Here is a 7,800-nt window from a genome sequence, read left to right as displayed (position 1 = left end):
GCGGAGGGCCGGTCCGGACGGATCCGGGCCGGCCCTCCGCCGTGTCTGCCACCGGTGGCCGTCGCCGTCGTCGGACACGATGGCGGGGTGCTCCTCGACGTCCGGCACGGACCCGGGCACGGCCGACCCCGCGGCCCTCGACGACGTCGGCCGGCTCGTCGGAGCCTGGCGGCTGGACCGGCGCGGCCTGGCACCTGACGGCACGTGGCACCGCGCGGCCGGCGAGCTGCACGTGGGCTGGGTGCTCGGCAGGCGCGCCGTCGAGGGCGTGTGGATCGTGCCCGGCCGGGGTGAGCCCGGTGCCGGGGTGCCGCCCCTGGCCTTCCACGGGACGACCGTCCGCTTCCTGCGTGGAGCTGCTCGGTGACGACGAGGAGCCGTGGCTCCGGTGGCGCTGCACCGACGTCGGCCCGGACTCCTCCACCTGGTCGGCGGAGACCTCACGGGACCGCGACCGCACCTGGGTGCACGACGAACTCATGCTGGCCCGCCGCCTGGCGTAGCCGACAGACAACGAGAGGGCCGGTCCAGCATCTGCTGGACCGGCCCTCTCGGTGACTCTCTTGAACGGCCCCGCGTCCGGGTCCCGCCGCGAGCCTGCGGGGGATGGGGGACGCGGGGTCCTTCGTCAGACCCCCGCGGCGACGGCGGCGGGCTCCGCGGCGATCAGCCGGGCCCGTTCCTCCTCGCTCATGCCGCCCCAGACCCCGTAGGGCTCCCGGACCGAAAGGGCGTGCTTCAGGCAGGACTCGATGACCGGGCAGCGGGCGCAGACCGCCTTGGCGGCCGACTGGCGGCGGGCCCGTGCGGGGCCGCGCTCGCCGTCCGGGTGGAAGAACAACGCGGTGCTCTCTCCGCGGCAGGCGCCGTGCAGCTGCCAGTCCCAGACCTCGGCGACAGGTGTGGGCAGGCGGCGGATGTCGGCCATTCGTCCTCCTCGGCTCGGTGCGAGCCGGAGGGGGCGGTCCGGCTGCATGGGGGCCGGTGCCCGAGGCCTCCGTGGGTCAAACACACGGTGACCCTGCATTTTGTCGGCTCAGCTCTCCCCCCGCTGGGTGAGAGCGGCTGTTGTCGCCCCCTGGAGTCGATCAAGGTGGCTGCAGGCCGTGCCGAACACCCCCACGGGACACCCGTCGGTGGCTCCGGTGCGGCCGGAGCGACGACGGAGGTCCCCGGACGGGACCCACGTCCGAGCGACACCCGGCCGGGGGACCCGGGCGGTGGACCCGGTCGAGACGTGCGGCCGGCGAGCGAGGAGCAGGCGTGATCGACGACAGGATGCGCGGACCCGGCCACGGCACGACGTGTGTGTGGGTCTACGACGAGCGCCGGCGGGTCCGCGACGACATCGCGGGCCGCCTGGTGGCGCTGCCGTTCGTCGGGCGGGTGGAGGTCGTCGGCGACGCCACCGCCCTGATGGCCCGGCTGGCCACCCGTCAACCCGACGTCCTGCTCATCGGCACCCAGCGCGCCATGGACTCCGGGCTGACCGTAGCCACCCAGGCGCTGCGCGCCCACCCGCGACTGCCGGTCCTGGTCCTGGGCGCCCCCGACGACGGCGAGACCGTCCGGGCGGCGGTCGCGGCCGGTGCCCGCGGCTACCTGCGCTGGGACGCGACCGCGCTGGAGATGGGCCTGGGCCTGTCGCGGGTCGGCCTGCGGGTCGACGGCCGCGGCCCGGGGCCCGCCGTCCCGCACCAGCCGGTGCCGCTGGCCTCGGTCGGCGCGCACGCCGGCCACGCCCACGGGACGCCGGCCTGGAACGGGGCGAGCCCGCTGGCCGGTACCGCGCCCACCACGGTGCGCTCGACCGTCCGGGAGCCGGCGCCGGTCAGCCTCTCGATGCGCGAGATGCAGGTGCTCACCGGCATGAGCCAGGGCAAGAGCAACGCCCAGATCGGCCGCGAGCTCTACCTGTCCGAGGACACCATCAAGACCCACGCCCGGCGGCTGTTCCGCAAGCTGGGCGCCAAGGACCGCGCCGAGGCGGTGGCCACCGGCTTCCGCCGCGGCATGATGAGCTGAGCACGTCGAACACACGCTGAGCGCCCCCTCCCGCGCGGGAGGGGGCGCTCAGCGTGTGTTCGCCACCCGGGCCGCCCTGCGACGCGCCGCGGAGAGCGGGGGCCGGAGGCTCCCGCGATCCAGCGGCGGGCTGCACTCGACCCAGCCGAGGACGGCACGTGGCCGCGGTGTGGTCCGGTAGGACCGCGATGTCATCGTTCAGTCGTCGCGCGCGTGCTTCCCCGCGCGGCCGCCGTCGCCGCCGGGTTCCTCGCGCTCGGCCATCGCGGCGATGCCGTCGGCGTAGCCGCTGGCGTAGTCCCAGCTGACGTAGTCGTCGGGGTCGGGGTCGAACGGCGGCTCGTGGCGGCCGGTCTGCCCCTCCTCGAGCAGCTGGCGGAGGTTGGCCTGCATCAGCGCCCAGTCGACGTGGTGCTCCTCGTCGCAGTCCGGGCAGTCGACGACGATGCCCTTGATGCCGGTGGGCTCCAGCAGCGTCCGGAACACCTCCAGCTCGGCGAGGTCGTCCAGGACGCCGGCCCGTTCCTCCATGGTCAGCGGCGGCGGACCTGGCTGGTCGGCGGGCCCGAAGTCCGGCCCGGAAGCGTCGTCCCAAGAACTCACGGGTCCACGGTAGTGGCCGGACGGACATCACACAGAGCCCCGCAGGGCGCCGCCTACGATCGGATGCGGCTCCCCGCGCACCCACGAGGGTGCCGGCCGATCCGGAGGGGTGGCGGCAACCGATGCAGCCCGATGAGTTCGTCCCCGAGCTGCCGGCGAAGTTCGCGCCGCTCGGCCTGACCTACGACGACGTCCTGCTCATCCCCGGCGCGTCGGACGTCGTGCCGGCCGAGGTGGACACCAGCAGCCGGCTGACCCGCGGTCTGCGTCTGGCGATCCCGCTGCTCTCCAGCGCGATGGACACCGTCACGGAGGCCCGCATGGCCATCGCCATGGCGCGGGTCGGTGGGATGGGCGTGCTGCACCGCAACCTCGCCGCCGAGGAGCAGGCCGGCCAGGTCGACCTGGTCAAGCGCTCCGAGGCCGGCATGGTGACCAACCCGGTGACCGCGTCCCCGGACAACACCCTGGCCGAGCTGGACGCACTGTCGGCGCGCTACCGGATCTCCGGCGCCCCGGTGGTGGACGCCGACGGCGTCCTGGTCGGTATCTGCACCAACCGCGACATGCGGTTCGAGACCGACAAGAACCGCCTCGTCCGCGACGTCATGACGCCGATGCCGCTGGTCACCGCCCCGGTCGGGGTCGACGCCGACACGGCGCTGCAGCTGCTGAGCAAGCACAAGGTCGAGAAGCTGCCGCTGGTCGACGACGGCGGGCGGCTGCGCGGCCTGATCACCGTCAAGGACTTCGTCAAGCGCGACCAGTACCCGGACGCCACCAAGGACGACGACGGCCGCCTCGTGGTGGGCGCCGCCCTCGGTGTGGGGGAGGACGCCTACAAGCGGGCCGGGCTGCTGGTCGACGCGGGTGTCGACGTCCTGGTCGTCGACACCGCGCACGGCCACCAGCGGGCAGTGCTGGAGATGGTGGCGCGGGTCAAGGCCGACTTCGGCGTGCAGGTCGTCGGCGGCAACGTCGCCACCCGCGCCGGTGCGCAGGCGCTGGTCGACGCCGGGGTGGACGCGGTCAAGGTCGGCGTCGGCCCGGGCTCGATCTGCACCACCCGCGTGGTCGCCGGCGTCGGCGTCCCGCAGGTCACCGCGATCTACGAGGCGGCGCTGGCGGCCAAGCCGGCCGGTGTCCCGGTGATCGCCGACGGCGGGCTGCAGTACTCCGGTGACATCGCCAAGGCCCTGGTCGCCGGCGCCGACACGGTCATGATCGGCGGGCTGTTCGCCGGTGTCGAGGAGGCGCCGGGCGAGCTGGTCTTCGTGAACGGCAAGCAGTACAAGACCTACCGCGGCATGGGGTCGCTGGGCGCGATGCAGAAGCGCGGCAACCAGTCCTTCAGCCGCGACCGCTACTTCGCCGACGACGTGCTCTCCGACGACAAGCTCGTCCCCGAGGGCATCGAGGGGCAGGTGCCCTACCGGGGCCCGCTGGCCGGCGTCGCCCACCAGCTCGTCGGCGGGCTCCGTGCCTCCATGGGCTATGCCGGGGCGCAGACCATCGCCGACCTGCAGGACCGCGGTCAGCTGACGCGGATCACCTCGGCGGGCCTCGTGGAGAGCCACCCGCACGACATCCAGATGACGGTGGAAGCACCGAACTACAGGGGGCGCTGAGCATGCCCACCCGCGACACCGTCGAGATCGGTCTCAACCGCTTCGCCCGCCGGGGGTACGACCTCGACGAGGTCTCCATCGTCCCGAGCCGGCGCACCCGGGACATGGACGACGTCTCGACCGCGTGGCAGATCGATGCCTTCCGGTTCGACATCCCGCTGGTGACCAGTCCGTCGGACGCCGTCGTGAGCCCCGCCACGGCGGTCGCCGTCGGCCAGGCCGGCGGCCTGGGCGTGCTCAACGCCGAGGGGCTGTGGACCCGCTATGACGACCCCGCGCCGGTCTACCGGCGGCTGCGGGAGGCGGCGGGGGACGGGCCGCCGCCGGTGGCCCTGCTGCAGGAGGTCTACGCCCGACCGGTCGAGCCGGACCTGATCACCGCCCGCATCAAGGAGATGCGCGACGCCGGGGTGACCACGGCCGTCCGCGTCTCGCCGCAGCACACCCTCCAGCTCGCCCCCACGGTCCTGGCCGCCGGCGTGGACCTGCTGGTCATCCAGGGCACGATCGTCTCGGCCGAGCACGTCACCGCCCAGGGCGAGGCGCTGAACCTCAAGGAGTTCATCGCCGACCTCGACGTCCCGGTCATCGTGGGCGGGGCGGCGAACTACCAGACCGCGCTGCACCTGATGCGCACCGGAGCGGCCGGCGTGGTCGTCGGCGTCGGCGCCGACAGCTTCTCGACCACCGACACCGTCATGGGCATCCGGGTGCCGCTGGCCAGCGCGATCGCCGACGCCGCCGCGGCCCGCCGCGACTACCTCGACGAGACCGGCGGCCGGTACGTGCACGTCATCGCCAACGGCCGGATCGAGACCAGCGGCGCCATCGCCCGCGCGCTGGCCTGCGGCGCGGACGCCGTCCAGCTCGGCGAGCCGCTGCGGGCCGCGGCGGAGGCCCCGGGCGGCGGCGTCTGGTGGGACTCCGTGGCCGCCCACCCGCGGCTGCCCCGCGGCGGGACCTCGGCCCCGGTCACCCCTGTCGGCTCGCTGCACGACGTCCTCCTCGGGGAGGCGCGCAGCGCCGACGGGCGGACCAACCTGTTCGGCGCGCTGCGCCGGACGATGGCCAAGACCGGCTACCGGGACCTCAAGGAGTTCCAGCGGGTCGACCTGGTCATCGGTGGCTACCAGCCGGCCACCCAGGACGACTGATGGACTTCCCGACCGTCCTCGTCGTCGACTTCGGCGCCCAGTACGCCCAGCTCATCGCGCGGCGCATCCGGGAGGCGGGGGTCTACTCCGAGATCGTCCCCTCCGACGTCCCGGCCGAGGAGATCGTCGCCCGCAAGCCCGCGGCGATCGTCCTCTCCGGCGGGCCGTCGAGCGTCTACGCCGACGACGCCCCGCAGGTCGACCCGACGCTGTTCGAGGCCGGCGTCCCGGCGTTCGGCATCTGTTACGGCTTCCAGGCGATGGCCGCCTCGCTGGGCGGCACGGTGGCCCGCACCGGCGACCGCGAGTACGGCGGCACCCCGCTGACGGTCACCACGCAGGGCCGGCTGTTCGGCACGCTGCCGGTCGAGCAGTCGGTGTGGATGAGCCACGGGGACGCCGTCAGCGCCGCCCCGCCCGGGTTCACCGTCACCGCCACGTCCACAGGTGCGCCGGTTGCCGCGTTCGAGGACGTCGACCGCAAGCTCGCCGGGGTGCAGTTCCACCCCGAGGTGCGGCACACCGCGCACGGGCAGACGGTGCTCGAGCACTTCCTGTTCGACATCGCCGGGCTCGAGCCGACCTGGACGATGGCCAACGTCGTCGAGGAGCAGGTCGAGCGGATCCGGGCGCAGGTCGGCGACCGGCGGGCGCTGTGCGCGCTGTCCGGCGGGGTCGACTCCGCGGTCGCGGCCGCCTTGGTGCAGCGGGCCATCGGTGACCGGCTGACCTGCGTCTACGTCGACCACGGGCTGATGCGCGAGGGGGAGACCGAGCAGATCGAGCGGGACTTCGTCGCGGTCACCGGCGCCGACCTGCGGGTGGTCGACGCCCGCGAGCAGTTCCTCGGCGCGCTGGCCGGGGTCAGCGACCCCGAGCAGAAGCGCAAAACCATCGGCCGGGAGTTCATCCGGGTCTTCGAGCAGGCGGCGCTCGACGTGGTGCACGACGCGCAGGCCCACGGCGAGACCGTCGACTTCCTCGTGCAGGGCACGCTCTACCCGGACGTCGTCGAGTCCGGCGGCGGCACCGGGACGGCGAACATCAAGAGCCACCACAACGTCGGCGGCCTGCCCGAGGACCTCACCTTCACCCTGGTCGAGCCGCTGCGCACCCTGTTCAAGGACGAGGTGCGCGAGGTCGGCCTGCAGCTCGGCCTGCCCGAGTCGCTGGTATGGCGGCAGCCGTTCCCGGGCCCGGGGCTCGGCATCCGGATCATCGGCGAGGTCACCCAGGAGCGGCTCGACGTGCTGCGGCGGGCCGACGCGATCGCCCGCGCCGAGCTCACCGCGGCAGGCCTGGACCGGGAGATCTGGCAGTGCCCGGTGGTGCTGCTGGCCGACGTCCGCTCGGTGGGGGTCCAGGGCGACGGGCGCACCTACGGCCACCCCGTCGTGCTGCGGCCGGTGTCCAGCGAGGACGCGATGACCGCGGACTGGACCCGGCTGCCCTACGACGTCCTGGCCCGCATCTCGACGCGGATCACCAACGAGGTGGCCGAGGTCAACCGCGTGGTGCTGGACGTGACGAGCAAGCCGCCGGGCACCATCGAGTGGGAGTGACGCGCCGCTGAGGTCCGTGGTGTCATCCACGGCGTCGACGTCGTCATTCGGCCGTTGACCGAGGCCGACGTCGACGCGGTGGTCGCGTTCTCCCTGGACGCGTGGGCGCCCGTCTTTGCGGGCTTCGAGGCGGTCATGGGCTCACGGGTGTACCGCCTGGTCTACCCGGACTGGCGGACGGCGCAGGCCGCGGCGGCGACGCAGCTCTGCCGGTCCGCGGAAATCGGCGCATGGGTCGCCGACGTCGAGGGCGCCCCGGTCGGCTTCGTCGCCGTCCGGTGGACCGAGGAGGACGCCACCCCGGTCGGCGAGGTCGAGGTGGTCGCCGTCGCCCCGGACCACCGGGGGGCCGGCATCGCGGGCCGGTTGCTGGAGCGGGCGGTGACCGGGATGCGGGCGCGGGGTGTGCCGCTCGCCGTCATCGGCACCGGTGGGGAGGGCAGCTACGCGCCGGCCCGTGCCCTGTACGAGCGGCACCGTTTCACCGCCCTGCCGCTGGTGCGCTACCACCGCGATGCAGGCATGCCTGCTACTGTGAATGCATGGCTCAGCTGACGGTGCGCACGACCGACGAGCTCGTCGAGCGCGTGCGGGCAGCCGCGGGTCGGCTCGGACGGAGCATGAACGAGTATGTGGTGGCGGTCCTCGGTGCCGCGACCGACCCCGATCTGGCGGGGGACGACGCCGAGCGGATCCGTGAGCGGCTGGCCCGTGCCGGGCTCCTCGCGCCGACCGGACACGCACGTCGGCGTCCGGACGCCGACGCCGTGGCGGCGGCCCCCGCCCCCTGCCCGAGACCGACCCCCCCGTAAGCAAAAAACACGGTCC

9 protein-coding genes are annotated in these 7,800 nt (G+C 73.9%); 7 read left to right on the top strand and 2 right to left on the bottom strand.

The genetic code is table 11. The annotated features are described in order from the left end of the window. Together ACI78Z_RS24580 and ACI78Z_RS24575 are read left to right on the top strand one after the other, a co-directional pair. On the top strand, nucleotides 1-367 hold a 367-nt coding region (locus ACI78Z_RS24580; RefSeq protein ID WP_457039160.1), incomplete at its 5' end, for a hypothetical protein. Next, nucleotides 351-503: a hypothetical protein gene (locus tag ACI78Z_RS24575; protein ID WP_457039159.1), complete on the top strand. Its 153-nt coding sequence runs from the start codon at nucleotides 351-353 to the stop codon at nucleotides 501-503. The genes ACI78Z_RS24580 and ACI78Z_RS24575, both read left to right, overlap by 17 nt. A gap of 125 nt (nucleotides 504-628) precedes the next feature. On the opposite strand, the gene ACI78Z_RS24570 is transcribed toward ACI78Z_RS24575, so the two are convergent. Next, nucleotides 629-928, bottom strand: a complete 300-nt coding sequence (locus ACI78Z_RS24570; protein ID WP_072920962.1) for a WhiB family transcriptional regulator — start codon at nucleotides 926-928, stop codon at nucleotides 629-631. 335 nt (nucleotides 929-1,263) lie between these two features. Here ACI78Z_RS24570 and ACI78Z_RS24565 point away from each other — a divergent pair, with 335 nt between their 5' ends. Then, complete coding sequence (locus ACI78Z_RS24565) at nucleotides 1,264-2,025, top strand: LuxR C-terminal-related transcriptional regulator (protein WP_457039158.1); 762 nt, start codon at nucleotides 1,264-1,266, stop codon at nucleotides 2,023-2,025. Nucleotides 2,026-2,223: 198 nt separating this feature from the next. On the opposite strand, the gene ACI78Z_RS24560 is transcribed toward ACI78Z_RS24565, so the two are convergent. Next, complete coding sequence (locus ACI78Z_RS24560; RefSeq protein ID WP_457039157.1) at nucleotides 2,224-2,628, bottom strand: DUF5319 family protein; 405 nt, start codon at nucleotides 2,626-2,628, stop codon at nucleotides 2,224-2,226. 122 nt (nucleotides 2,629-2,750) lie between these two features. Here ACI78Z_RS24560 and guaB point away from each other — a divergent pair, with 122 nt between their 5' ends. From guaB to ACI78Z_RS24540, 4 genes are read left to right on the top strand one after another with little or no spacing between them, the layout of a single operon-like run. Further along, entirely contained in the window at nucleotides 2,751-4,256 is a 1,506-nt protein-coding gene (guaB, locus tag ACI78Z_RS24555) for an IMP dehydrogenase (protein WP_457039156.1), read from the top strand. 2 nt (nucleotides 4,257-4,258) lie between these two features. Further along, nucleotides 4,259-5,410 carry a GuaB3 family IMP dehydrogenase-related protein gene (locus tag ACI78Z_RS24550; RefSeq protein ID WP_457039155.1) on the top strand — a complete coding sequence of 384 codons (1,152 nt, stop codon included), beginning with the start codon at nucleotides 4,259-4,261 and terminating at the stop codon, nucleotides 5,408-5,410. Next, nucleotides 5,410-6,972 (top strand): glutamine-hydrolyzing GMP synthase, encoded by a 1,563-nt coding sequence (gene guaA, locus ACI78Z_RS24545; RefSeq protein WP_457039154.1) that lies wholly within the window; start codon nucleotides 5,410-5,412, stop codon nucleotides 6,970-6,972. The genes ACI78Z_RS24550 and guaA overlap by 1 nt, the downstream gene beginning before the upstream one ends. 54 nt (nucleotides 6,973-7,026) lie before the next feature. Beyond that, the gene (locus ACI78Z_RS24540) at nucleotides 7,027-7,527 is read left to right on the top strand and encodes a GNAT family N-acetyltransferase (protein WP_457039153.1); all 501 of its coding nucleotides are present in this window, start codon (nucleotides 7,027-7,029) and stop codon (nucleotides 7,525-7,527) included. Nucleotides 7,528-7,800: the final 273 nt, after the last annotated feature.

This window comes from Geodermatophilus sp. SYSU D01176, from assembly GCF_054050015.1.
The sequence above is the reverse complement of the archived record's forward strand: the minus strand, read 5'-3'. Positions and strand labels throughout refer to the sequence as shown.